We start from the raw sequence: 22,577 nt of genomic DNA on the forward strand, positions 1-22,577 counted from the left end.
TGAGGGACGAATGAGTTCCGGCGATAGTCCGTATCCCAGTCCGGTTCGAAAACCATTGTCGTACCCGGCTTGCCGCGCACTGAGCGCTTCCTGAAGCACTCGGAATTCCGTGGCGGGCCGATCCTCCGAAGGAGTTCTCTCATGGCCGTCATCGCATTTCCGCGTATCCGTACCCCGCTGACCGTCCTGTCGGTGCTCGGCGACTCAGCGCGGCGGGTCCGCGCGTGCCACCACCTGACCGAATCCGAGCGCGCCAACCTGCGCATCGCCCGTTCCCGGGTCGCGGTCTACACCGCCTCGCTGGGCGGTCACCCCTACCACGCGTAGGCCCTCGGGGCCGCGGGCCGACGCCCGCGGCCGCGGCGGGAGGGTGGTCTTCACAGCGGTTTCTCAGCGGCCGGACGGCACAGTGTCGGCGTGACAAACCATGTGACACTTCCTGATTCGGCCCGGTCCGGGCTACTACCCGTCAAGGTCCCGCAGATCACCGCGCTGTTCTGGATGATCAAGGTGCTCTCCACCGGAATGGGAGAGACCTTCTCCGACTTCCTCGTCAAGCACCTGCCGCCGCTGCTGGCGGTCGGTGGTGCGCTGGTGCTCTTCACCCTGGGCCTGGCCGCCCAGATCCGTGCACCCCGCTACCGCGTCTGGACCTATTGGACCGCCGTGGTCATGGTGGCCATCTTCGGCACCATGGTCGCCGACATCGTGGATTTCGTGGTCGGAATTCCGCTGGGCATCTCGACCGCGCTGTTCCTGGCCCTGCTCGCGGGCGTGCTGCTGCTCTGGTATCGCGTCGAGGGCACCCTGGACGTGCACAGTATCGATACCCGCCGCCGCGAAGGCTTCTACTGGACCACGGTCGTGGTGACCTTCGCGCTGGGCACCGTCGCCGGCGACTTCACCGCCGCGACACTGCATTTGGGCTACCTGGTGTCGTCACTGCTGTTCGCCGTCGCGATCGCGGTGCCGGCGGTGGCCTGGCGCTGGGGCGGGATCGATCCGGTGCTCGCCTTCTGGGCCGCCTACGTGGTCACCCGCCCGCTGGGCGCGTCGGTGACCGACTGGCTCGCCTCCGACCGCAGCGACGGCCTGAACCTGGGCACCGGCTGGGTCACCCTCGCCGCGGCGGTCCCCATGGTCGCGCTCATCGCGGTGCTCGCGCGCCGTCAGGACCGGGTGCAGGCGGTCGGCGTGCACCCGTGACGTCGAGAAGGGCTGCAGCGCTGGGGGTTCGGGAACCTGCCAGGGTGTCGAATCCGCGCGCGGCAGGTTTCAGGGCTGTTCGCCGATATTGCCGATGACCTGGTTGAGGTGGGCGCGGCCGTCCTCGAGCTGATAGGTGACGCCGGCGATGGCGCAGCGGCCGGAGTCGACCGCGTGCGAGATGATCTGCGAGCGCTCCATCAGCACGCGGCTGGTCTCGGCCACGTGCCGGGCCTCGAGCTCGTCGACGGTGCTCAGGCCCTCGCGGCGGCCGAGCAGGATCGACGGGGTGACGCGTTCGACGAGGCTACGGATGAATCCGCCGGGGACCGCCCCGCCGTCGAGCGCGTCGAGGGTGGCCTTGACGGCGCCGCAGCTGTCGTGGCCGAGCACCACGATCAGCGGGACATTGAGCACCTGCACGCCGTATTCGATGGAACCCAGCACCGAGCTGTCGATGACGTGCCCGGCCGTGCGGACCACGAACATGTCGCCGAGGCCCTGGTCGAAGATGATCTCGGCGGCGACCCGGGAGTCGCCGCAGCCGAACAGGATGGCGGTGGGGTGCTGGCCGCCGACCAGCTCGGCGCGGTGACCGGCGCCCTGGCTGGGGTGGACCTGGGTGCCCCGCATGAAACGCTCGTTACCTTCGCGAAGAGATTTCCAGGCGCTGATCGGATTTGAGTGAGGCATATGTCCGATTCTGCACATCGGCGATCGGGGGTGCCGACCCGCCCCGTCCGTTCGTGTTCCGGACGCTTGGTCCGGTGACGCGCGGGATTCGACGGTCGGACGACCATGGGTGCGTCTATTGGTTTGTGCAACAAAGGCCGCGCGGCTGCAGGACGAACTGCGCAACGTCTTCCACGATGTCGAGCCGGTCGGCCAGGCCGGACTGCAGGATCTGCGCGAGGGCAGGCACACCGTCCTGCTCGCGCTGGCCCTGCGCCATGCCACCCCCGAGCGCCGTGACCACCTGACCGGGCTCGTCGGCAACGCGCGCCTGGACGAGTCCGGCGCGGCGCTCTGCCGCGACATCCTGTCCGTCACCGCACGTTTCGAAGTGGAGCGGATGATCGGGCAGCGCCGGACGCTGATCGGGACCGCACTCGACGACACCCGGATCCCCGAATTCGCGGCGGTGGGACTGCGCACCGCTGCCGACATGATCATCGGCTGAGGCGGGGCAAACGGCCACCTCGCGGCCCGCGCCGAGCGTGAGTTCGCCGTTCTGGCTCGTTGCCGTCGTGTAGACCGTTTCCTCTGTTACGGTGGCCAAGGCCGGTTCCGGGATCGGCTGGAGCACAAGAGAATTGACTGGTTATGACGCATGGCGGCGTTGCCGACGGGGCACAGGCCGTGGGTGGAGAATCACGTGTGCCGCTGTACTCGGCCGAGTTCGCGGCGGATCCACATCGTATCTATCGTGAGCTGCGGGCGCGATTCGGATCGCTGGCACCGGTGGAGCTGGCGCCGGGAGTGCCGGCCACACTGGTGATCGGGTACCGGACCGCACTGCGAATCCTCAACGACCCGGAGCATTTTCCCGCCGATCCGCGCGTGTGGCAGCGCACCGCGCCGCCGGACAGCCCGGTCATGCCGATGCTCGAATGGCGGCCCAATGCGCTGCGCAGCAGTGGATCCGATCACCGGCGGTACCGGACGGTCAATGTGGCCGCACTCGACGCGGTGGATCCGCACGCCCTGCACGCCACCGTGGAACGGGTCGCGATACCGCTGATCAACGCGTTCTGTGCGGACGGGAGCGCGGATCTGGTGTCGCAGTACGCGTTTCCGCTCGCATTTCATATGGTCAACGCACTGCTGGGCTGCCCGCCGGTTATCGGGCAGCGCATCGCGGCCGGCCAGGCGGCGATCTGGGAGGGTGTCGACGCCGAGGCCGGGAACCAGATGATCACCTCGGCCGTACTGGAGCTGGTCGTGCTCAAACGCGCCCAGCCCGGCGACGACGTCGTGTCGCGGCTGGTCGCGCACCCGGCGGAGCTCACCGACGAGGAGATGATCCACCAGATCGTCACCCTCTACGGCGCGGGCATCGAACCCGAGCAGAACCTCATCGTCAACACCCTGCGGCTCATGCTCACCGACCCCCGGTTCGCGGGAAACCTGCTGGGCGGCAGTCTGTCCACCCGCGGCGCCCTGGACGAGGTGCTGTTCACCGACCCGCCCGGCGCCAACTACTGCGTCAGCTATCCGCGGCATCCGATTCTCGTCGACGGCGTGTGGCTGCCCGCGCATCAGCCGGTGGTGGTGAGCATGGCGGCCTGCAACAACGATCCCGCGGTCGGCGCGCGCGAATTCACCGACAACCGCGCGCATCTCGCGTGGAGCGTCGGACCGCACGCGTGCCCGGCCCGGTCACCGGCCTACCTCATCGCCCAGGACGCCATCGACCAGCTGCTCGACGCGCTGCCGGAACTGCGGCTCGCCGTCGCCGATGCCGAATTGATCTGGCGGCCGGGGCCTTTCCATCGCGCGCTGAGCGCACTCCCCGTCGTTTTCCCGCCGACCCTGCCCATGCACGTGAACTGGGGAGAACACCAATGACCGCCGAACCCATCACCCTCGACCCCACCGGCGTCGAGACCCAGGGCGAGATCGCCCGGCTCCGCGAGCGCGGGCCCGCCACCCTGGTGGAGCTGCCCGGTGGGGTGCGCGCGTGATCGGTCACCGATACCCGCCTGCTCGAACTGCTGCTCACCGAAGGGCGACCCCATCATCGTCTGCTATGCCGCCCCCGGCCGCGACGTGAAGGTGCACGGCGACACCGCCACCGACTTCGACGTCACCCGGGAGAACAAGAGCCACATGGCTTTCGGTCACGGCGTCCACCACTGCCTCGGCGCACCCCTGGCCCGCCCGGAGGCGAACATCGCACTCCCACAGCTCTTCCACCGCTTCCCTGACCTGCGCCTGGCCGTCCCGGTGGACGAACTCCCCGCGCTGCCCAGCTTCATCTCCAACGGACACGCCTCGCTGCCCGTCCATCTGACCGCCGACCGGTAGCCCGCGCAGGCGGCGGTATCGGGGCACGATGACGGTGCAGCCGCCCAGCGTGCCCGCCGCCGACCGCCGATACGCTTCCGGGCCTCCGTCGCGACCGGTCGCGATCTCGAGGACACTCTCGTGCAGGAGATCGATCAGCTCGATCAGTTCACCGCGGCTGGGGCGTGCATGGTCGCGCGGGGGCGGCGGAAACTCAGGCTGGTCCGGTGGATCTCGCGGAAAGGCGCACGGCCTCAGGGGAAGAAGCGGGCGATTGCCGGTCGGAGTCGGGCGGATTCGAAATCATCGGCGGGCAGGGCGAGTTGCTCGAGGATCAGGCCGTTGACGAGAGTGAGGAGATCGGCGGCGGCGGCCTCGGGGTCGGCGGCTCCGGCGCCGCGGAGTTCGCCGGCGAAGGCGGCGCGCTGGGTGGCTCCCCATTCGTCGAGGCTGGCCCGGAGGGTGGGGCGGCGGGCGACTTCCAGGAAGAACTCGTAGCGGGCGACGGCGGCATCGCGGTCGCCCGCCAGGGTTCCGGTCACATAGTCGACGAGGCGTGAAATTCGTTGGGGGACATCCACATCGGGTAAGCCGTCGAACAGGGCGCGGACCTCGTCGATCTGCCGGGCGGCCAGTTGACGCAGGGCTTCGTCGAGCAGTTGGTCGAGTGTGCCGAAGTAGTAGCGGGCATTGCCGTGGGTGGTTCCCGCCTCCGCGGCCACGGCGCGGTGGGTCACGGCGCGGGCGCCTTCGCGGGCCAGTAGTCGGATCGCGGCCTCCAGCAGGGCCTCGCGGCGGGCGGCCCCCCGGGCCATCCGCGGCTCGCGCACGGACGTCGTCATGGAGGTCATCGTACCGTCGACTTCGATTCACGAAACTTCTCCAAATGGAGAAAACTCGAGGTACGGTATGCGCAGTAGACACAACGGTTGGCAGCGGAGGACGGCTATGACCAACACGATCATCACCGGGCGGGTACACACGCTCGATCCGAACACCCCGGAGGCCGAGGCACTCGTGCTGTCCGGGGGAGGCGTTCTGGCAGTGGGAGACCGCGACACCATGCGGGCGGCGGCCGGGCCGGACGCCCGGCACGTCGAGGCCGGCGACGGCGTGGTGCTGCCCGGACTCATCGACACCCACCCGCACGTCATGCACTTCGGGATGCTGGCGGGCGGGCTGGTGGATCTGACCGACGCGGTCGATCACGCGGATATCGTGGCGCGGATCCGGGCCAAGGCCGCGGACACGCCGCCGGGGCAGTGGATCATGTGCACGCCGGTGGGCGAGCCGCACTACTTCATCCGCCGTTCCGAGCGGGATCTGCTCGAGCGTCGCCTGCCCGATCGGTGGACCCTCGACACCGCGACCGACGCTCATCCGGTGCTCATCCAGGCCTGGGCGCCCCGCATGCCGAATGTGGTGGCGTTCAACACCGCCGGGCTGCGTGCCGTCGGGCTCACCGCGTTCATCCCGGACCGGGTCTGCGATGTCGAGATCGAGAAGAACGAATCCGGCGACCTGACCGGAATCCTGCGCGGACCCGTGACGAACTACTACACCTACGACCCCTTCTGGGGTCAGATCCTCACCAAACTGCCACCGCCGGACCTGGCGAACGCGGTCGCCGGGACGACCACGGAAATGGCCCGCTACTCGGCGCAGGGGGTGACCAGCGTGTACGAGGGTCACGCCATGGAACCGGAACACCTTGCGCTGTACCGGCATCTGCGCGCCACCGATGCGCTGACCCTGCGCGTCCAGGCGACGCTGGATGCCGAGTCGGTCATCTTCTATCCGTTCGATCCGCTGACCGGCGCCGAGTTCGACGACCGGCTACGCCACCTCGCCGAGCTGGCCTCGGATCTCGACGACGATCTGCTGCGCGTCGACGGACTCACCCTGAGCCCCGGCGGCCCCTGCTTCTCGGGCTACTTCGCCACCTACGAGACCTACTCCGACCCGTTCGGCCGTCCCACGCGCGGTGTGCGTTTCGTGTCGCTGGAGAAGGAGGAGGCGTTCGTCAGGTTCTGCGCCGCCAACGACATTCGCGCGAACCTGTGCCTCGGCGCCTACCGCGAGCACGACGACTTCCTCGATATCGCCGAACGCGTGGTGCGCGAACACGATTTTCGCGACCGGCGCTGGATTCTGCAGCACGCCATGACGATCACGCGGCGGCAGGCCCGCCGCTACGCCGACCTCGGTTTCCAGGTCACCACCAGTGCGGGCTTCGCGTGGGGGAAGGGCGCGATGTACGGCGAGCGGATGGGCGAGCACGTCTGGCGCGACCTGGAACCGCTGCAGCGGCTCACCGAATGCGGCCTGGACCTGGCGGGCGGATCGGATTGGGGACCGAAGAACCCATGGGAGCAAATCGAACTCGCGCACACTCACCGCTTCGCCGGCAGCGACCACCGCAATGACGGACCCGACCAGAAGGTGTCCCGCGTCGACGCGCTGCGCATGTGGACCACGGGTGCGGCGAAGGTGCTCGGCTGGCCCGGAATCGGTTCTCTCGCACCGGGAAACCACGCCGATGTGGTGATCGTGGACCGCGACCCGGTGACATGCCCGATCGACGATCTGCGGGGCACCAAGGTGCTGCGCACCTATCTGGGCGGCACGGTCGTCCACGACAGCGGCGATCTCGCCGCAGCCGCCGAGACCCAGGAGGTGCGCGCGTGAACGCCCGGGCAACGGATCGTGTGCTCGCTCGGATCGACGGCCTGCGTGACGAATTGGTGGCCGCGCTCGCCGAGGCCATCGCCATCCGCAGCGTGAACCCCAGCTATCCGGACCAGGACTACGACGACCTGGTCGGTGGCGAATCGGCGGTCTCCGGGCTGCTTGCCGGACTGTACCGGCAGGCCGGGGCGGAGACCGAACTGTTCGGCAAGGCTCCGGGACGCGACAATGTCGTCGGGGTGCTGCGGGGTAGTGGTGGCGGGCGGTCGCTGATCTTCAACGGTCATGTCGATGTCGTTCCGGCCGACGATACCGCGCAGTGGACGCACGACCCGTTCACCGCCTTCGTCGACGGCACCCACGTGTGGGGCCGGGGCTCGGTGGACATGAAGGGCGGACTGATCGCGCAGGCTTTCGCCGCCATGGCATTACGGCAGGCCGGGGTGCGGCTGCGCGGCGACCTGATCCTGCAGGGCGTGGCGGGCGAGGAGAATCTCGAACACCACATGGGGACCTCCGCGGTTCTCGAGCGTGGCTTCAGCGCGGACGCGGCGATCATCGCCGAGCCCACCGGCGCCCGCGTCCCGCTGACCGTCATGCCCGCGACTCCCGGCGTGCTGGTCATGCGCATCTCGGTCACCGGGCGTGCGGCGCACGCGTCGATGCGGTCCCGGATGCGGGCCGGGCATCCCGGCGAACCGGTTGCCGCCAGCGCGATCGACGCGGCCCTGCGCATCCACGACGGGTTGCGCCGGCTGGAGGACGAGTGGGTAGTGAGCCGGGTCGATCCGCTGTTCGACAAGGGCCAGTTCACCATCGGTCTCGATGTGATCGACGGCGGTGCGCGCGGGAGCCGCAATGTCGCGTTCATTCCCGACGAGACCACCCTCGACTACGCGATCTTCTATCCGCCGGCGGCGCCGGTGGCCGAGATCCAGTCGGAGATCGAGCAGACGATCACCGGCATCGCGCAGCAGGACCCCTGGCTGCGCGCCAACCCGCCGCGCATCGACTGGCCCATGCACTATCCCGGCGGGCGCACCGACGGGGATCATCCGTTCACCCGGACGGTGTGCGCGGCTCGTGAACGGGCCACGCTCGACACCGCCTTCGCGGGTGCGCCCGAGGTGCGGCCGTTCCCGTCGGCCACCGATCTCACCTGGTTCACCGCGGCCGGAATCCCCGCCGTCGGACTCGGGCCGGGCCCACTGGTCATGGCCCACGCGGTGGACGAGCGGTGCGCGATCGACGAACTGGTCGGTGCCGCAAAGACATACGCGATAGCCGCGATCGACTGGTGCGGGACGGATTGAACGCGCCCAGGCCCCGCCTTGTCGTCGGTATCTCGGGGTCGAGCGCGCCGCAGCTGGGCATCACCCTGCTGCGCGCGCTCGCCGAATCCCGGGCGGTGGAAACGCATCTGGTCATCTCGCACGGGGCGCGGCGCTGCATCCGGCTCGAAACCGGTTCGAGCGTCGAGGAGGTGGCAGCGCTGGCCGATGTCGTCCACCACCCCGCCGACCTGGCCGCCGCCATCTCCTCGGGATCCTTTCGGACCCTGGGCATGGCCGTGGTGCCGTGTTCGGCGCGCACGCTCGCGGCCGTGGCCACCGGACACGGCGACAACCTGCTGGCCCGGGCGGCGGACGTCACCCTCAAGGAACGCCGCCCCCTGGTGCTGGCGGTGCGCGAGACACCGCTCAACCTGATCCACATCCGGAACATGGAGACCGTCACCCTTGCCGGGGCGACGGTGCTGCCGCCGGTGCCGGCCTTCTATCACCGGCCCCGGACCATCGACGATCTGCTCCGCCAGACCGCCGGCAAGATCCTCGACCAATTCGGCATCGACCACCACCTTTTCGCCCGCTGGCATACTCCCGAAGAGGACCGATGAACCACGCCCGCACCGATTTCCGAGCATTTCTGGACACCCTCACCGTGGCGGGGCTGATGCATGGCATCGACGAGCCCGTCGACCCCTATCTCGAGGCCGGCGCGATCAACCGCCACCTCCTCGAATCCGGGCTGCCCGGACCGATATACAGCCGCATCAAGGATTCGATTCCAGGAATGCGCCTGGCGGCCAACATGTTCGCGACCTTCCCGGGTGTCGCGATCGCGCTCGGCCTGCCCGCCGACACCGATGTGCACGACATCATCGACTGCTATCGCGAACGATTCGGCCGCACCACCGAACCCGTCGTCGTCGCGGAGGGGGAGTGCCAGCAGAACGTCCTGCTCGGCGACGACGCGGACCTCACCGGACTGCCCGCCATCCACGGCCACCCCGGTGACGGGGGCCGGTATCTGGGCACCTTCGGCGTCAGCGTCACCAAGGACCCCGACAGCGACTGGACCAACTGGGGCATCTACCGGGGCATGATCCACGGACCCCGGGCGCTCGGGATCACCCTGCATCCGCAGATCAACCACGGCGGCCGCATCATGGCCGCCTACCACCGCGAGGACCGGCCCATGCCGTACGCCATGTTCTTCGGCGGTGACCCGCTCTACACGATCCTGGGCGGTCCGGGCGCGCCGCCCGGAGTCTCGGAGGTCGACATCGCGGGCGGAATGCGCGGCCGCCCGGTCGAACTCGTGCGGTGCAAGACCGTCGATCTCACCGTCCCCGCCGATGCCGAGATCGTGGTCGAGGGCACGGTGTCCCCGGGTGACGTCCTGCCCGAGGGGCCGTTCGCCGAATACCCGGGCTACCTGGTCTCCGATCCGGCCCCGGCCCCGGTCGTGCGCGTCACCGCCGTCACCTATCGGCACCGGGCGATCCTGCCGACGTGCAGCATGGGCATCCCGATGGACATGGTGTTCCCGCAGATCCAGATGGCGGCGAACTTCAAACGCGCCCTGCTGCAGGCCAGACTGCCCATCGACAAGGTCGGGGTACCCCGGGCCGGCAATGGGATGGCCGTCGTCGTCTCGACCGACACCCCGATCGCGGGACTCCCGCAGCGCATCGCCGCCACGATCTGGTCCGACGCGGCCGGTAGCAAACTCACGCCCTACGTCATCGTGGTGAACACCGATGTCGACCCCATGGACACCGATGCGGTCCTGCACGCCATCGTGGCCAAATGCCATCCGGCACGGGACATTCACGTCTACCCCGGCTTCTACAACGCACCCTTGCAGCCCTACCTGCCACCGGGCCCGCACCGCGCCCTCGGGGCGGGCGGCGCGAACGTCCTGTTCGATTGCACCTGGCCGATCGACCTTGCACCACAGGACATTCCGTTGCGAAGCGACTTCGCGACCAGCTATCCGGAAGACCTCCAACGCCGGATCAAGCACCGCGTCGACGCCTGGAGCCTGACCCCGATCGACCTCCGCGGAAAGAACTGAGGGCTTCGACGTGAGTACATTCGTGCTGATTCACGGTGGGAGCCATGGCGCGTGGTGCTGGTACAAGATCGTGGCGCTGCTCGAATCCCGGGGGCACACGGTCGTGACACCCGACCTGCCGGGCCACGGCAGGGACCGCACCCCGGCCAGGGGATTGACCGGTGCCGCCTATCTCGATCGCGTGGGGTCGGTCCTGAATTCGCTGGCGGACAAGGCGATTCTGGTCGGTCACTCGATGGGCGGTGTCACGGTGAAGGCGGCCGCGGAACGCTATGCGGACCGGATCGCGGGGGTCGCCTACATCGCCGCCGACGTGGTCGCGGGCGGGCAGTCCCTCACCACCGATCCAGCCCTGGCGGACATCCTGGTGACCCTGGGTCCCCACATCTTGGCCGATACGGACGCCGAGACCTTCGACATCGCGCACGAGGCGGCCACGCGATTCTTCTACAGCGACTGCGACGCAAGCGATATCGCCCTCGCGCTCCGGCTGCTCACCCCCGAGCCGACCGCGACCATCACCAGCCGCATCGGCCACACCACCGACCGATACCTGGCCCTCCCACGATTGGGAGTGATCACGTCGGAGGACGCGCTCCTCCCCGCCGATGTCCAGCAGACCCTCTACCGGCGTGACGGCATCACCGACACGGTCTCGCTGGCCACCGGGCACTCCCCATTCCTGTCCGCTCCCGGCGCGCTGGCCGCGTACCTGCTGAACTTCGCCGATCGCGTGGGATAGCCCGGCGACATCTCGCTGTGCGCGTTCGGCGTTAGCGTGGGCCGATGAGTTTGGGCGAGTGGCGCGGTCAGTAGGGAGGAACAACGAACCGCAGCCATGCCGCTGTGAGGTGACGGATCGATGGCCGGGCCATCACCGTGCTCTCACCGGCAGGCTGCGCTGAGCCGGGAGGTTATTTCGAGTGTCGAACACTATGTCTCGTGACGAGTTGTGGGCCATGGCTCACGCCGAACGTGCGGCGCTGGCCGATGATCTCGCCGATCTGACCGATCGGCAGTGGGCGGTGCGGTCGCTGTGCGGAGAGTGGACGGTGGAAGAGGTCGTCGCCCACCTCACTGCGGCGGCGAGTACCGGCCGAATCCGGTGGCTGGTCAGCGCTTTCGGGGCCCGCTTCGACTTCGAGAAACACAATGCCCGGCGGCTGGCCGAGCATCGCGGCGCGACTCCCGCGGAGACGTTGGACCGGTTCCGGGCGATCATCACCAGCACCACCGCGCCGTTCGGCCATACGGCTGCCTGGCTCGGCGAGGTGGTCGTCCACGGCCAGGACATCCGCCGTCCACTGGGCCTGCCGAGTGAGCCGTCGATCGAGGCCGTCACCGAGGTGGCCCGGTTCTTCGCCGGCCGGGACTTCACTGTCCGCAGCCACAGCGCTATCGAAGATCTGCGGCTCGAAGCGACCGACGGACCCTTCGCCATCGGAAGCGGCCCGCTGGTCAGCGGAACGACCATCGCCTTGACCATGACGATGGCGGGGCGAACCGCCTATTGCGACGACCTCACCGGACCCGGCGTACCCACGCTGCGCAGTCGTCTCTGAGTCTGTCTCGAACTCCGCCACGACCAGGGCCTGAGGACGATCTTGCCGCGGGTGTGGCGGCGTTCGAGTTCGGTATACGCCTCGCGGACCTGTGCCAGCGGGTAGACGTTCGCGATCGGGACTTCGAGGTGTCCGTCGGCGATCAGGCCGGCCAGCTCGGCGAGTATCGCGCCGCCGGGCCCGGCCTCCGCTCCGCCGTCGGTCTTCACCCCGTACTGCGCGGCTGCGGCGTAATCGGCGATGGTGTCGATCCGCTCGGTCGCGACGCCGAGGGCCAGCTCGACATACCCGTTGCCGAAGGTGCCGATGAAGGCGTCGATACCTTCAGGAGCGGCGGCCTTGATCCGGTCCGCGACGTCGTCGCCGTATACGGCATCGGTTCCGGCATTCGCCCTGTCCACCGCGATTGCCGACGGGGCGAGCCTATTCGGGCTGGGAGTTTGACTCCGCGTCCGCGACACTTCGGTGCCTGCCGAACCTTTCCGGCTCTAACGTGATGATCATGTTGGATCTTCCGGTACCGCCGATTTCGCGCTTCCACCAGCTGCACTATCAGGACGAGCCGCTGCTGCTGCCCAATGCCTGGGATTTCGCTACGGCGGCCGCGCTGGTCGCGGACGGGTTCCCGGCGATCGGCACCACCAGTCTCGGTGTGGCCGCGGCGCACGGGCTGCCGGACGAGGCCGGTTCGACGCTGCACGAAACCCTCGCGCTGGCAGGCGCACTCGTGCGGCTCCCGGTCCCGGTGACCGTCGACATCGAATCCGGGTTCGGCGCCGACCCGCGCGAATTGGCGGCGCGACTGTGGGACCTGGGCGTCGCCGGGGTGAACGTGGAGGACGCGGTGGGCGATGCCCGTGCACACGCCGACCTGGTCCGCGGACTCAAGGACGGTGCGCCCGGACTGTTCGTCAATGCCCGCGTCGACACCTACTGGCTGGGCCGCGACCACGACACCACCCTCGATCGCGCGCACCGCTATGTCGACGCCGGCGCCGACGGCATCTTCGTGCCCGGCGCCATCCGCGACGACGACATCACCGCTCTGGTCCGGGCGATTCCCGTGCCGCTCAACGTCCTCGCCCAACGCCCCCTCGCCGAACTGGCAAGTCTCGGCGTCAAACGCGTCAGCACCGGTTCCCTCCTCTACCGCGCCGCCCTCGACGCGGCCGTGAACGCCGCGCGCACGGTCCGCGACGGCGGCCGAGTCGAACCGGCCACAACCTATGGAGACATCGCGACCTTGATACCCACTCCGCCGGAAGAGGATTGAACCGCACCCCTCACCTGGCTGACGCGGATCCCGGAGCCTGATCGGCGACTGTGCCGCGGTGATGGCCCGGTCGGAGTGGCGGCCGGGTCACGCGGGTGCCCAGCGATTCGCCGTGAGCGCGTATCCGGGCAGTCCTTCCGTGGACATGGTGGATTCGTAAATGCGTTCGTAACCGGTGCGTTCGATCCGCCAGACGCCGTTCTCGCAGCGATAGGTGTCGTTGTAGTAGGCGGCGCCTCGAATGATGCTGCTGTGTTCGGGAAAGATCACGGTGTCTTCCAGACACCAACTGCCGGTGGCGGATTCGCCATCGACAGTGATCTCCGGATGATGCACGACGTGGACAGTGATGATATTGCCGCCCAGCGCACCACGCATGTACTCCACAATCTGCTCACGGCCCTTGAACTCCGCAGGCATCTCACCGGAGGGCGACCCATACGCGGCGGTGACGTCTTCGCACAGAGTGTCGCCGAATTCATCCCACAGCTTGAGATCCAGCGTGCGCAGATACCGATATTTGACTGCCCGAATCGCCTCGAGGGCTTCATTCCTCATGCCGCTCAAACTAAGCCCGCCCGTCACCGAACCAACCGCTTCCGCCATTCGGTTCCGGTGAGTAGGACCGGTCACGCCCTCGAGCCTGCCGGGTCGACGCTGCCTTCCGTTGGATAGCGGAAGGGGCGCGCACCGGCAGGGTGAGCTGGGGTTATAGCGACTATGGCGTAGCTGGGGATGGGCCGATTGGCTTGGTCTATATTCGGTGGGTGTCCCCTGAGCTGCGCCATCTGCGGTATCTGCTCGCCGTGGCCGAGCATGGGAGTTTCACACGCGCTGCCGAGGATCTGCATGTTTCGCAGCCCACGCTCTCGCAGCAGATTCGGCAGCTCGAGCGGCTGGTGGGTGCGCCACTGCTGGATCGGACCGGGCGCGCTGTCCGGCTGACTGACGCGGGGGAGGTGTATGCCCGGCATGCTCGGCTCGCGCTGGCCGAACTCGATGCCGCCGATCGGGCGGTGCACGATGTCGAGGATCTGTCGCGCGGGCATCTGCGGCTGGCGTACACCCCGACCTTCGCGGCCTATCTGATCGGGCCGCTCATCGCCGAATTACGCGCCCGGCATCCCGGGATCACCCTCGATATTCGCGAGACCAATCAGGACGTGATCGAATCCGGGCTGCTTGCCGACGATATCGACGTCGGGATCGGATTCGCGGGCGGGCACCTGCCGGGCATCGAGGCCGCCACCCTGTTCACCGAGACGCTGAGCCTGGTCGGCGCCGATCGGCGGACCGCGCGCTCGCGCCTGCCGGCGGCGAAGCTCGCCGAATACGATCTCGCCCTGCTCAATCGGGAATTCGTCACCCGGCTGCACATCGACGCTTATTTTCGCGAGCAGGGCGTGAGCCCGCGAATCCTGGTGGAGGCCAACTCGATTCACGCCGTCATCGAGGCGGTTCAGCTCACCGAACTCGCCACCATCCTGCCCGACGGCATCGCCCGCGACCATCCGCGCCTGACGACCGTGGCGCTGGATCCGCCGTTGCCGACCCGGATCGCGGTTCTGCTCTGCCGCGAGAGCGCCTATCGCACCGCGGCCGCGCGCGCCTTCTTCGGGCTCGCCCGGGACTGGAGCGCCCGCCAGGCCGTGTGAATCCCGCCTGCCGGTCAGACGTTCTGCCGATGGCCGGCATCGGCGTGGTCTATACCCGCCGGTCACGGCAATGGTGAGGGTGAAGGGGACGGGGCGGGCCGATTGACGATCGGTGTTGTGTCAACAGACACTCGGAGGCCAGCCCGCGCTGGAAAACTCCTTCCGCCATGCGAAATCGAGGATCTACCCATGCTGGTTCCCGACGACACCGCCCAGCTCGTATCGCCGGTGGGTGACAGCGCGATCGCGGTGCCTCCCCGCCCGGCGGACGCGGCCGGCGTCGCCTTCGCGCCCGGCCTGAGCACCCGCCTCTACAACCGGGACCTCGCTCCCGCCCGACGGGCCGGCCGGCGCTGGTCGGGCTACAGCATCTTCACCCTGTGGGCGAATGACGTGCACAGCCTGGGCAATTACGGCTTCGCGCTGGGGCTGTTCGCACTCGGCCTGGGCGGCTGGCAGATCCTGGTGGCGCTGGGCCTGGGCTCGGCGCTGCTATTCGTGCTGCTCAGCATCACCGGGTTCATGGGTTACCGGACCGGCGTCCCGTTCCCGGTGATGACCCGCATCGCGTTCGGCGTGCGGGGCGCGCAGATTCCGGCGCTGCTGCGCGGTGGTGTCGCCGTGGCGTGGTTCGGCATTCAGACCTATCTGGCCTCGCTGGTGCTGCGCGTACTGATCATCGCGCTCGCGCCCGGTGCGGCGGATTGGGACCACAACTCGATCCTCGGGCTGTCGACGCTCGGCTGGATCGCCTTCGGATCCCTGTGGGCCGTACAGACTTTCCTCGCGCAGCGGGGACTGGAGATGATCCGCAGGTACGAGGCGTTCGCCGGTCCGGTCATCCTCGTCACCATGGCCGCGCTCGCGGTGTGGGTCTTCGCCGAGGCGGGCGGCTCGAGCCGGCAGCAGCGGTGGTCGCCGTCGTCGACCAGGCCGAGCGTGCGGTCCGCGAGGACGGCGCGGAGGTCATCTGCCTGGGCTGCGGCGGCATGGCGGGCCTGGATCGCCGCATCGCCGAGCGCTGCGGCGTGCCCGTCGTGGATGGCGTGAGCGCTGCGGTCAAGCTCGCGGAATCGCTTGTCGCGCTGGGTCTGTCGACCTCCAAGGTGCGGACCTTCGCGGCGCCGCGCCCGAAGACGGTCACCGGCTGGCCGCTGCCGGGGGCCGCTGCCGAGCTGCTGTCCACCCTTCGCGCGTGACGCTCGCGCGGTATCGTTCCCGGCGATATGACGGAGAATACACGCGTCCGTGCGCTGCTCAAATGGGTCATTGGCATGAAAGCGGCTCCGCGCGCGAGGCATTCAGAGTGAAACGTGCGTAACTCAACGGTAGTGTGAATCCCGTGACCCGATTGTTATCGGGTTCGATTCAGACTATTTGGAGATCGATGACTTCCATGAAGTACACAAAGTTCGTGGCCACCGCATTCATTGCCGCCGCCGCGACCGGTATCGCCGCGGGCACCGGCTACGCCGTCCCCGTCGACCCCGCTCCGGCGGTGGAGCAGTCCCCGTCGACGCTGCACGGCAGCCAGCAGGGCGTCGATTACAGCGTGGCGCTCACCGACGCGAACGACATCGTCACCCAGGTGACCGGCGGCCGGTTCAGCCTGGATGCGGCCGGCCAGACCGTGTTCCTGAAGAACCAGGCCGGCGATGTGGTGACCCAGGTGCCGCTGAACGGCGCGCTGGCGGGCAAGCAGTACGGCCTCACGGCCGCCATCGACACCGCGGGCACCCAGCTGACCCTGACCCCGGTCTCGGCGCCGGTGTCGACCGCCAAGGACATCGACTCGCAGTCCGACTTCTTCGCTCAGCTGCAGCACGCCGCGCTGGGCGGCATCATCGGCGGCATCCTGGGCGCCTTCCTGTTCGGGATCGGCGCGGTTCCCGGCGCGATCATCGGACTGCTGATCGCCGGCGGACAGCCGCTGATCGACTCGGGCTCGGCCTATTTCAGCGGGCAGCCCTGAAAACGCTGATTCTCGGCGGCACCCGGGAAGCCCGGGAACTCGCCGATATCGCGTCGGGCGAGCGAGGATTCGATATCGTGTCCTCGCTCGCCGGGCGCGTGCGCGACCCCGTGCTGCCGGTCGGCCAGGTGCGCGTGGGTGGCTTCGGGGGCGTCGCCGGGCTCCGGGAGTGGTTGCGCGGCAATGGAATCGAGGTCGTGGTGGATGCCACGCACCCGTTCGCCGGGGGAATCACCGCCAATGCCGCGGCCGCGGCCGCGAATCTGGGGATACCGGTGCTGCACGTGCGGCGGCCGGGATGGACCGAGCGGCCCGGGGATCGATGGATGCGCGTTCCGGACCTGCCGCTCGCGGCGGAAGCCGCCGCGGCCCTGGGGAAACGAGTTTTCCTCACCATCGGCCGCCAGGGCGTGGCCGCGTTCGCGCACTCGGACGCGTGGTTCCTGATCCGGGCCATCGACCCGCCCGACGGCGCGATGCCGGTCGATCACGAATTGCTGCTCGCCCGTGGGCCTTTCAGTGTCGCCGACGAGATCGCGCTGCTGACCGGACAGCGCATCGACGTCATGGTGACCAAGGACAGCGGGGGAGCGCTGACCGAGGCCAAACTCACCGCCGCGCGCGAGCTCGGCATCCCGGTCGTGATGATCGACCGGCCGCCGCTGCCCGCGGGCGCGCAGCAGGTGGAAACCGTTGCGGCGGCCTGGGACTGGCTGCGCGCCCGGCGTGGAACGGGAAGCTAGGCCGGCCGGGGCTCAGGACAGGCGGCTGGTGCGGTCGAGCAGCTCCGGCAGCCGATCGAACCACTCCAGCACCGCACGCTCGTAGCGGATGCCGAAATCCAGGGTGGCCCGCTCGTAAGGTGACATGCGCTGCTCGTCGTGGCCGGACAGATAGCCGGACAGGCGCTGCTCATGGACGGTGCGGCCGGCTGCGACGATGCGTTCGAGCCGCTCGGGGTCGACGAACTCGCCGAAGGAGAGGGTCAGCAGCAGCGGCACCCGGATGGTCTCCGCGCCGGGATCGCGGGCGATCCACTCGGCGAAGGCCTCGCGGCCGTCCTCGGTGATCCGGTAGGGGGTGCGGTCGCGGGCGCCGGCCGCACCCTTGTCCACCAGTCCGTGCTGATGCATGGTGGCCAGTTCCCGATAGACCTGGCTCTGGGTGATGGTCCAGAAATCGCCGATGCGGTCCTGGGCCAGCGCCACCAGATCCCACCCGGACAGTTCGCCCTGGTGGAGGAATCCGAGTAGGGACGCGGCCGTCGAGTTGAGCGGGCGTCGAGCATTGTCTTCAGGCACCGGCACTCCTTCCAGCCTACGTTCTACAGTGGAATATTAGTCTGCGTAGCGGCGCGACGTGAACACCCGGGGTCCACCGGCCGCGTCGAACACCGTGGTGGTCGACGCGCCGATGATCAACAGGGTCCGCATGTCCACCTCGGCCGGATCCAGCTCCGCCAGCGTCACCACCCGCACCGACTCGGCCGGGCCGCCCACATCGCGGCCGACCACCACCGGCGTCTGAGGCTTGCGATGCTCGAGCACGAGATCGCGCATGGCCGCCACCTGCCAGGTGCGCTGCGACGACGCCGGATTGTACACGGCGAACGCCATATCCGCCGACGCCACCGCCGAAATCCGTTGCGCCACCGTCTCCCACGGCTTGAGCCGATCCGACAGCGAGATCATGGCGAAATCGTGCCCCAGCGGCGCACCCATCCGGCTGGCCACCGCACTGGCCGCGGTCACGCCGGGCAGCACCCGCACCGGCACCTCCCGCCACTGCGGATCCGCCGACTCCTCGATCACCGCCGCCGCCATGGCGAACACGCCCGGATCGCCCGACGAGACGACCACGACCTTCGCGCCCTGCTTGGCCATGTCCAAAGCCATTCCGGCGCGCTCGGATTCGACCCGATTGTCACTGGCGTGCCGCCGCTGCCCCGGACGCACCGGCACCCGGTTCACATACGTGGTGTACCCGACGATGTCGGTCGCCTCGGCCAGCGCCTGCCGAACCTCCGGCGTGGTCCACACCTCCGCGCCCGGACCGAGACCCACCACCACGACCTCGCCGACCTGTCCCGATCGCGCCGCGTGGGGTTCGCCATCGGCGACGGCCGCCGCGGGGGCGTGGGCGGCCGCGGTCCCCGGCCGGCCGTTCGTCGCGGAGGTGATACCGGAATCCGGAGTGGCACCGGTTGTTACGGAGGACGTGGGCGCACTGTCGGCCGTCAGCGTGATCCGCGTGGCGGGTTCGGGGCCCGGCACTATCGTGATCGCGAAGTAGGGGACACTCGCTTCGTCGACCTCAGCGGCGCGCAGCACCCGCTGGCGGGACGAGCTGGCGCGTTCGACGTAGTAGGCGTCGTCGAGGCGGCCGGAGTCGGAAAGAGCCTGGCGGACACCGGGGTAGGTCCGGCCCAGCTTCATGATCGCGGCCGCGTCGGTTTCGCGCAGGCGGCGGGTCAGTTCCTCGGTGGGCATGGTGCCGGGCAGCACGGTGAGGACCTGGTCGCCTTCCACCAGAGGTGTGCCCAGGGCTGCGGAGGCGGCGCTGACCGAGGTGACGCCCGGGATGATCTCGGTGTCGAAACGGTCGGCCAGGCGGCGGTGCATGTGCATGAACGAGCTGTAGAACAGTGGGTCACCGGCCGCCAGCAGCGCGACGGTGCGGCCCGCGGCGAGATGGCCGGCCAGCACCCCGGCCGCGCGCTCGTAGAACTCGTCGATCGCGCCCTGATAGCCGCCCGGATGGTCGGTGGTCTCGGTGGTCACCGGGTAGACCAGGTGCTCCTCGAGCTGACCCGCACGCATGTAGGGGGCCGCGATGGCGCGGGAGATGCTGCGGCCGTGGCGGGCGCTGTGGAAGGCGATGACATCGGCCTCGCCGATGACCCGCGCGGCCTTGACCGTCACCAGTTCCGGATCGCCGGGCCCGAGCCCGACACCCCAGAGCTTGCTCATTCTTGTTCGCTCGCAATCGCATTGAGGGCGGCGGCGGTGATGGCGCTGCCGCCACGCCGGCCCCGCACGGTCAGGAATTCGACACCGCCGTATTCGGCGAGGGCCTGCTTGGATTCCGCGGCCCCGATGAACCCGACCGGAATGCCGAGCACGGCGGCGGGCCGGGGCGCGCCCGCGTCCAGCATGTCCAGCAGGTGGAACAGCGCGGTCGGCGCATTGCCGACGGCCACCACCGCACCGTCCAGCCGGTCGCTCCAGAGTTCCAGCGCCGCAGCCGATCTGGTGTTGTCCATGCGGGCGGCCAGCTCCGGCACCCGGGGGTCGTCGAGCAGGCACAGCACGTCGTTGCCGGCGGGCAGCCGCTTGCGGGTCACGCCCGAGGCGACCATCTTGGCGTCGCACAGAATCGGCGCGCCGCCCTGCAGCGCGGCCCGCGCCTTGGCCACCACATCGGTGCTGAACTCGACGTCACCGGCCAGATCCACCTGCCCGCAGGCATGGATCATGCGCACCACCACCTGCGACACGTCCGCCGGGAACCGGGCCAGATCGGCCTCGGCCCGGATGGTCGCGAACGAGCGCCGATAGATCTCGGCCCCGTCTTTGAGGTAGCTGGCACGCACGTCGGACATGGGGTCCACCCTAGATTTCGCCGGCGGGGCCGTGCTGAGCGGGTCGTGCGCCGGCACCTGGCGACCGGGTTCGGACCGCCTCGCGACGGGGTTCAGCTGGCACAGTGGACCGTTCACGGCCGGGCCGGATCAGGTGCGGGGCCGTTCGAGCAGCCGGGACATGACGATATTGCTGCGGGTGCGCCCGACCCGCGCGTTCTCGCGAATACGCTCGACGGTCGCCTCGATCTCGGCCATATCGGTGGCCATCACGTGCACCAGGGCATCGGCCTCACCGGCGATCGTCCACACTCCGACCACCTGCGGAATGGGTTCGAGGCTGCGGCGCAGTTCGGCGGGGGAGATGTTGTCGCGGTAGAAGACTTCGACATACGCCTCGGTGCGCCACCCCAGCGCGGCCGGGTTCACCACCGCGGTGAAGCCGCTGATCTGCCCGCCCGCCACCATCTTGTCGACCCGCCGCTTGACCGCGGGCGCGGACAGGCCGATCTCGGAGCCGATGTCCTGGAACGAGGCGCGCGCGTGCTTGAGCAGATGCGCCAGGATCTGCCGGTCCAGCTCGTCCATGCTCCCTCTTTCGCAATCATGCGCACGCATGGGCGGCACGCAACGAATCGCCGCTCATCCAGAGATTCGCGCAACGATTCGCTATTTCGAGCACAACGGTACGCCACCTACCTTCAGATCAGCCCCGTCCGCGCCGCTTCCGAGGGAGTCTCGTTGACGTCCGTAGTCACGCTGCCCGCCCGTGATCCCGCCGCCCGCCGGCCCGTTCCCCGCCGCTACCTCATGTGCCGCCCGGAACACTTCGACGTCACCTACGCCATCAATCCGTGGATGGACACCTCCGACCCGGTGAACCGCACCCTGGCCGTGGCCCAGTGGGACGGGCTGCGCGCCGCCTACGAGGCGCACGGGCATCAGGTCGAGGTCATCGAACCGGTTGCCGGACTACCCGATATGGTGTTCGCCGCCAATGGCGGACTCGTCATCGGGGACCGGGCGCTCTCGGCCCGTTTCGCCAATCCCGAACGCGCGCAGGAAGGTCCGGCCTTCCACGCGTGGATGTCGGCCCGCGGATTCGCGGCAGTGGCCGCCGCCCGCGAAACCAATGAGGGCGAAGGCGATTTCGCCATCGCCGCCGACCGGATCCTCGCCGGGACCGGATTCCGCAGCGCCCCGGGCGCGCACGAGGAGGTGGCGGAGTTCTTCGGACTACCGGTCGTCTCGCTGGATCTGGTGGACCCGCGGTTCTATCACCTCGACACCGCGCTCATGGTGCTCGACGACACCATCGCCTACTACCCGGGCGCCTTCAGCGGGCCCAGCGCCCGGCTGCTGGCCGGCCTGTACCCGGACGCCCTCATCGCCGACGAGGAGGACGCGAATGTGCTGGGCCTCAACGGCGTCTGCGACGGCTTCCACGTCTTCCTCAGCGAGAAGGCCGTCGGCCTGGCCGAGCAGCTGCGGTCCCGCGGCTACCAGCCGATCGGGATCGACCTGTCGGAGTTGCTCAAGTCCGGCGGCAGCGTGAAGTGCTGCACGCTCGAATTGCACGGGGTCAGAACGGCAGCCGGGTCCGGAACGGAGTGACCGCCGGATCGTGCAGCGGGTGCGCCAGGATCAGGAAGCGCAGCAGCAGGATCGCGCCGGTGATCTGCAACAGCGCCAGCGGGATCTCACCCAGGATCGCCGTGCCCGCCGACACCCACACGTCCCGGGCATCGGCGGTCACGATATCGAACCAGGCGTCCACGAGCAGCAGGATCCCGGTGCCGAAGGCGGGGAGCAGCACCACCACCCGCCGGTGCCAGCCCAGGTAGGCGGTCGTCGCCATCATCAGCACCAGCGCGGTGTCGAATCCGATCCAGGCCAGCGGCCAATTGCGCGCGTGATACTCCGCCGGCAGCGAGAACCCCAGGTACACGATCCACGGGATCAACCCGAGACAGCCGCCGACCATGAGCGCCAACCGAACCCGCCGATGCACCCGCACCACCTCCGGCCGCGGCAGCACCCGCTCGGGCGGCAGCCGCAAACGCCCGATCAGCTCCCGCCGCTCATCGTCGGACATCGCCGCGATCTCTTCATCGCTGAGCTCCGGCACAGCCATGACCGCCTCCCGTCTCCGATGCTCGCCGCTGCCTTGAACCCACTGTGCACCAGCATGCGCGATAACCTGCGGCGGCATGCCCAGCGGAGACTTCGTGGCAGCGCGGCCCGGGCAGCGTGCCCGCCGGGCAGTGCGAATGAG

24 protein-coding genes and 3 pseudogenes are annotated in these 22,577 nt (G+C 68.9%); 18 read left to right on the plus strand and 9 right to left on the minus strand.

Annotated elements, in window-relative coordinates:
- Window positions 1–141 precede the first annotated feature (141 nt).
- Entirely contained in the window at window positions 142–327 is a 186-nt protein-coding gene (locus tag AB0L60_RS09620) for a hypothetical protein (protein ID WP_364609993.1), read from the plus strand.
- Window positions 328–417: 90 nt separating this feature from the next.
- On the plus strand, window positions 418–1,206 hold the full coding sequence (locus AB0L60_RS09625; protein ID WP_364609996.1) for a hypothetical protein: 789 nt from the start codon (window positions 418–420) through the stop codon (window positions 1,204–1,206).
- A gap of 69 nt (window positions 1,207–1,275) precedes the next feature.
- Here AB0L60_RS09625 and AB0L60_RS09630 read toward each other — a convergent pair whose 3' ends face one another.
- Window positions 1,276–1,899, minus strand: a complete 624-nt coding sequence (locus AB0L60_RS09630) for a carbonic anhydrase (RefSeq protein ID WP_364609999.1) — start codon at window positions 1,897–1,899, stop codon at window positions 1,276–1,278.
- A gap of 118 nt (window positions 1,900–2,017) precedes the next feature.
- On the opposite strand from AB0L60_RS09630, the gene AB0L60_RS09635 reads away from it, so the two are divergent.
- From AB0L60_RS09635 to AB0L60_RS09645, 3 genes are all read left to right on the plus strand, one after another.
- On the plus strand, window positions 2,018–2,386 hold the full coding sequence (locus AB0L60_RS09635) for a hypothetical protein (RefSeq protein WP_364610002.1): 369 nt from the start codon (window positions 2,018–2,020) through the stop codon (window positions 2,384–2,386).
- Between the two features lie 143 nt (window positions 2,387–2,529).
- Window positions 2,530–3,774, plus strand: a complete 1,245-nt coding sequence (locus AB0L60_RS09640; protein WP_364610005.1) for a cytochrome P450 — start codon at window positions 2,530–2,532, stop codon at window positions 3,772–3,774.
- A gap of 99 nt (window positions 3,775–3,873) precedes the next feature.
- A complete protein-coding gene (locus AB0L60_RS09645) occupies window positions 3,874–4,233 on the plus strand; it encodes a cytochrome P450 (RefSeq protein WP_364610008.1) in 360 nt (119 codons plus the stop codon).
- Between the two features lie 233 nt (window positions 4,234–4,466).
- Here the strand turns inward: AB0L60_RS09645 and AB0L60_RS09650 are convergent, their stop codons facing one another.
- Window positions 4,467–5,054, minus strand: coding sequence for a TetR family transcriptional regulator (locus tag AB0L60_RS09650; protein WP_364610011.1), 588 nt, complete (start codon window positions 5,052–5,054; stop codon window positions 4,467–4,469).
- A 106-nt stretch (window positions 5,055–5,160) separates the two neighbouring features.
- Here AB0L60_RS09650 and AB0L60_RS09655 point away from each other — a divergent pair, with 106 nt between their 5' ends.
- The 6 genes from AB0L60_RS09655 to AB0L60_RS09680 all read left to right on the plus strand — a co-directional run bounded on the left by AB0L60_RS09655 (window position 5,161) and on the right by AB0L60_RS09680 (window position 11,822).
- On the plus strand, window positions 5,161–6,900 hold the full coding sequence (locus AB0L60_RS09655; protein WP_364610014.1) for an amidohydrolase family protein: 1,740 nt from the start codon (window positions 5,161–5,163) through the stop codon (window positions 6,898–6,900).
- Entirely contained in the window at window positions 6,897–8,213 is a 1,317-nt protein-coding gene (locus AB0L60_RS09660) for a M20/M25/M40 family metallo-hydrolase (protein ID WP_364610017.1), read from the plus strand. Before AB0L60_RS09655 ends, AB0L60_RS09660 begins: the two co-directional genes overlap by 4 nt.
- Window positions 8,198–8,797 (plus strand): UbiX family flavin prenyltransferase, encoded by a 600-nt coding sequence (locus tag AB0L60_RS09665; protein WP_364610020.1) that lies wholly within the window; start codon window positions 8,198–8,200, stop codon window positions 8,795–8,797. Before AB0L60_RS09660 ends, AB0L60_RS09665 begins: the two co-directional genes overlap by 16 nt.
- Window positions 8,794–10,260: a UbiD family decarboxylase gene (locus AB0L60_RS09670; protein ID WP_364610023.1), complete on the plus strand. Its 1,467-nt coding sequence runs from the start codon at window positions 8,794–8,796 to the stop codon at window positions 10,258–10,260. The genes AB0L60_RS09665 and AB0L60_RS09670 overlap by 4 nt, the downstream gene beginning before the upstream one ends.
- Before the next feature lie 10 nt (window positions 10,261–10,270).
- Complete coding sequence (locus AB0L60_RS09675) at window positions 10,271–11,002, plus strand: alpha/beta fold hydrolase (RefSeq protein ID WP_364610026.1); 732 nt, start codon at window positions 10,271–10,273, stop codon at window positions 11,000–11,002.
- Between the two features lie 181 nt (window positions 11,003–11,183).
- Window positions 11,184–11,822, plus strand: a complete 639-nt coding sequence (locus AB0L60_RS09680; protein WP_364610029.1) for a maleylpyruvate isomerase family mycothiol-dependent enzyme — start codon at window positions 11,184–11,186, stop codon at window positions 11,820–11,822.
- 26 nt (window positions 11,823–11,848) lie between these two features.
- Here AB0L60_RS09680 and AB0L60_RS09685 read toward each other — a convergent pair.
- Window positions 11,849–12,190: pseudogene (locus AB0L60_RS09685) on the minus strand (zinc-binding dehydrogenase); the annotation flags it as partial.
- A gap of 134 nt (window positions 12,191–12,324) precedes the next feature.
- On the opposite strand from AB0L60_RS09685, the gene AB0L60_RS09690 reads away from it, so the two are divergent.
- Window positions 12,325–13,095, plus strand: a complete 771-nt coding sequence (locus tag AB0L60_RS09690) for an isocitrate lyase/phosphoenolpyruvate mutase family protein (RefSeq protein ID WP_364610032.1) — start codon at window positions 12,325–12,327, stop codon at window positions 13,093–13,095.
- Between the two features lie 87 nt (window positions 13,096–13,182).
- On the opposite strand, the gene AB0L60_RS09695 is transcribed toward AB0L60_RS09690, so the two are convergent.
- Window positions 13,183–13,653, minus strand: coding sequence for a nuclear transport factor 2 family protein (locus AB0L60_RS09695; RefSeq protein WP_364610849.1), 471 nt, complete (start codon window positions 13,651–13,653; stop codon window positions 13,183–13,185).
- A gap of 209 nt (window positions 13,654–13,862) precedes the next feature.
- Here AB0L60_RS09695 and cynR point away from each other — a divergent pair, with 209 nt between their 5' ends.
- The 5 genes and pseudogenes from cynR to AB0L60_RS09720 all read left to right on the plus strand — a co-directional run bounded on the left by cynR (window position 13,863) and on the right by AB0L60_RS09720 (window position 17,465).
- Window positions 13,863–14,750, plus strand: a complete 888-nt coding sequence (gene cynR / locus AB0L60_RS09700) for a transcriptional regulator CynR (RefSeq protein ID WP_364610035.1) — start codon at window positions 13,863–13,865, stop codon at window positions 14,748–14,750.
- Between the two features lie 249 nt (window positions 14,751–14,999).
- Window positions 15,000–15,626 (plus strand): annotated as a pseudogene (locus AB0L60_RS09705) (cytosine permease); the annotation flags it as partial.
- Between the two features lie 41 nt (window positions 15,627–15,667).
- A pseudogene (locus AB0L60_RS09710) lies at window positions 15,668–15,949 on the plus strand (aspartate/glutamate racemase family protein); the annotation flags it as partial.
- A 197-nt stretch (window positions 15,950–16,146) separates the two neighbouring features.
- Window positions 16,147–16,722: a hypothetical protein gene (locus AB0L60_RS09715; protein WP_364610038.1), complete on the plus strand. Its 576-nt coding sequence runs from the start codon at window positions 16,147–16,149 to the stop codon at window positions 16,720–16,722.
- Entirely contained in the window at window positions 16,719–17,465 is a 747-nt protein-coding gene (locus AB0L60_RS09720; protein ID WP_364610852.1) for a cobalt-precorrin-6A reductase, read from the plus strand. The genes AB0L60_RS09715 and AB0L60_RS09720 overlap by 4 nt, the downstream gene beginning before the upstream one ends.
- A 12-nt stretch (window positions 17,466–17,477) precedes the next feature.
- On the opposite strand, the gene AB0L60_RS09725 is transcribed toward AB0L60_RS09720, so the two are convergent.
- The 4 genes from AB0L60_RS09725 to AB0L60_RS09740 form a co-directional block, all read right to left on the minus strand.
- The gene (locus tag AB0L60_RS09725) at window positions 17,478–18,023 is read right to left on the minus strand and encodes a PadR family transcriptional regulator (RefSeq protein ID WP_364610041.1); all 546 of its coding nucleotides are present in this window, start codon (window positions 18,021–18,023) and stop codon (window positions 17,478–17,480) included.
- A 36-nt stretch (window positions 18,024–18,059) separates the two neighbouring features.
- Window positions 18,060–19,691, minus strand: coding sequence for a precorrin-3B C(17)-methyltransferase (gene cobJ / locus AB0L60_RS09730; protein WP_364610044.1), 1,632 nt, complete (start codon window positions 19,689–19,691; stop codon window positions 18,060–18,062).
- The gene (locus tag AB0L60_RS09735; protein ID WP_364610047.1) at window positions 19,688–20,323 is read right to left on the minus strand and encodes a precorrin-8X methylmutase; all 636 of its coding nucleotides are present in this window, start codon (window positions 20,321–20,323) and stop codon (window positions 19,688–19,690) included. Before AB0L60_RS09735 ends, cobJ begins: the two co-directional genes overlap by 4 nt.
- A gap of 129 nt (window positions 20,324–20,452) precedes the next feature.
- A complete protein-coding gene (locus AB0L60_RS09740) occupies window positions 20,453–20,890 on the minus strand; it encodes an Lrp/AsnC family transcriptional regulator (RefSeq protein ID WP_364610050.1) in 438 nt (145 codons plus the stop codon).
- A 153-nt stretch (window positions 20,891–21,043) separates the two neighbouring features.
- On the opposite strand from AB0L60_RS09740, the gene ddaH reads away from it, so the two are divergent.
- Window positions 21,044–21,916: a dimethylargininase gene (gene ddaH, locus AB0L60_RS09745; RefSeq protein ID WP_364610053.1), complete on the plus strand. Its 873-nt coding sequence runs from the start codon at window positions 21,044–21,046 to the stop codon at window positions 21,914–21,916.
- Here ddaH and AB0L60_RS09750 read toward each other — a convergent pair.
- Window positions 21,885–22,436, minus strand: a complete 552-nt coding sequence (locus AB0L60_RS09750) for a hypothetical protein (protein ID WP_364610056.1) — start codon at window positions 22,434–22,436, stop codon at window positions 21,885–21,887. The genes ddaH and AB0L60_RS09750 overlap by 32 nt on opposite strands.
- Window positions 22,437–22,577: the final 141 nt, after the last annotated feature.

It is taken from the genome of Nocardia sp. NPDC051981 (assembly GCF_040680715.1).
In the GTDB taxonomy this organism is placed as follows: domain Bacteria; phylum Actinomycetota; class Actinomycetes; order Mycobacteriales; family Mycobacteriaceae; genus Nocardia.